We start from the raw sequence: 2,233 nt of genomic DNA on the forward strand, positions 1-2,233 counted from the left end.
CCATCTCAGGGCGGGGGCCGGTCTCGGAGCGGGCGCTGGCCAAGGTCAACGAAGCGGTGGCGGCCTTGCAGTTCAGGCCGTCCAACGTGGCACGGGCGCTGTCGTCGAAGACGCTCGGCATGATCGGCATCTACCTGCCCGAGTTTGCCGGCACCTTCTACGGGCCCATCCTGCAGACGGTCGATGCCGAGCTGCGTGCGGTCGACCGCCACATGGTGGCCGCCAACGGCTGCGGCCACGGCGATGCACGCCAGCAGGCGCTCGACGGCATCCGCTTCCTCTACGAACGCGAATGCGATGGCGTGCTGGCCATGAGCAACGACCTGAGCGACGCCGACTTTGCCGCGCTGTTCAAGACCCACCCGTCGCTCGTGCTGATCAACCGCAGCATGGCGGCGCAGCCCGCGCACTGCTTCAGCACCGACCACGAGGCCGGCGGACGGCTGGCTGCGCAGGCGCTGCTGCGCACGGGCCACCGCGAGATCGCCTTCATCAGCGGCCCGCACAGCGCACCCGACAACGAGCAGCGCATGGCCGGCTTCCTCGACGAGCTGGCGCGTCACAAGGTGCGCGTGCCCAAGCGGCGCCGGGTCGACGCCGACTTCAGCTTCGAAGGCGGCCATGCCGCCACCGAGACGCTGCTGGCCCGCGGGCCGCGCGACTACACCGCGCTCTTCTGCGCCAACGACGTGATGGCGATGGCCGCGCTCTCGTGCCTGAGCCGGCACGGCGTGGCGGTGCCCGCCGAGATGTCGGTGCTGGGCTTTGACGACAGCGAGTTGTCGGGCTTCACCGCACCCGCCCTGAGCACGGTGCGCGTACCGATCGCCGACACGGCGGCCAGTGCCTGCCGCTTCCTGCTCAACCAGTGCTACGGGCTGGCGTTGCCGGTGGAGCGGGACTTCGCGCCCGAGATCGTCTGGCGCGATTCGGTGGTGGCCGGCCCGCATCCTCCCGCCGCATAGGGTGAGGCGGCGCGGCCCCGGCGCTTCCCCGACAATCGCCGCCATGAACGACGCCACCCCTCAAGACGCCGGCCCGCTGCTGCTGGTCGATGGTTCCAGCTACCTCTACCGCGCCTACCACGCGCTGCCCGACCTGCGCGGGCCCGAAGGTGTGCCCACCGGCGCCCTGCACGGCATGGTGGCGATGATGAAGAAGGCCATTCAGGACGTGAAGCCCTCGCACGCCGTGTGCGTGTTCGACGCCAAGGGCAAGACCTTCCGCGACGACTGGTACCCCGAGTACAAGGCCCAGCGCTCGCCCATGCCCGAGCCGCTGGTGCAGCAGATCGAGCCCATCCACGAGGTGGTGGCGCTGCTTGGCTGGCCGGTGCTCACGGTGCCCGGCGTGGAGGCCGACGACGTGATCGGCACCTTGTCGGAGCTGGCCGCGAAGGCCGGGCAGAAGGTGGTGATCTCCACCGGCGACAAGGATCTGGCCCAGCTCGTGAATGAACACGTGACGCTCATGAACACGATGAGCAACGAGCGGCTCGACGTGGCCGGCGTGGCCGAGAAGTTCGGCGTGCCGCCCGAGCGCATCGTCGACTACCTCACGCTGATGGGCGATGCGGTCGACAACGTGCCAGGCGTGGAGAAGGTCGGCCCGAAGACCGCCGCCAAGTGGATCGCGGAATACGGCTCGCTCGACGGCGTGATCGCGGCGGCCGACAAGGTCAAGGGCGTGGCCGGCGAGAACCTGCGCAAGGCGCTCGACTGGCTGCCCACGGGCCGCAAGCTCGTCACCGTGAAGACCGATTGCGACCTGGCCGGGCACGTGCCGGGCTGGCCGTCGTTCGAGGCACTGAGCTTGAAGCCGGTCGACAAGGAGGCGCTGCTCGCCTTCTACAACCGCTACGGCTTCAAGACCATGAAGCGCGAGCTCGAAGAGTCCATGGGCTCGACTGCCGCTGCGCCGCCACCGGCCATGCTCGACAACCCTGCGCCCATGCCCGCGGCGACCGCCATCAACCGCAGCTACACCACGGTGCTCACGCCCGAAGAGTTGGAGCTGTGGGCCGACAAGGCCGAATCGGCGCCGCTCACCGCCTTCGACACCGAGACCGATTCGCTCGACGGCATGGTGGCGCAGATCGTCGGCTTCTCGCTCAGTGTGAGCCCGGGCGAGGCGGCCTACATTCCGCTGCGGCACAGTTACGCGGGGGCGCCCGACCAGCTGCCGGTGGAGACGGTGCTGGCCCGTCTCAAGCCCTGGCTGGAGAACCCCGATG

2 protein-coding genes are annotated in these 2,233 nt (G+C 69.4%); both read left to right on the forward strand.

Translation table 11 applies throughout. The annotated features are described in order from the left end of the window. Window positions 1–965, forward strand: a 965-nt coding sequence (locus VFL64_RS12025) for a substrate-binding domain-containing protein (RefSeq protein WP_489540614.1), incomplete at its 5' end; no start/stop codon positions are given. A 43-nt stretch (window positions 966–1,008) separates the two neighbouring features. Continuing rightward, a partial coding sequence (locus VFL64_RS12030) for a 5'-3' exonuclease H3TH domain-containing protein (protein WP_489540615.1) occupies window positions 1,009–2,233 on the forward strand: 1,225 nt, incomplete at its 3' end.

It is taken from the genome of Rhizobacter sp., from assembly GCF_035702065.1.
Classification (GTDB): domain Bacteria; phylum Pseudomonadota; class Gammaproteobacteria; order Burkholderiales; family Burkholderiaceae_C; genus Rhizobacter.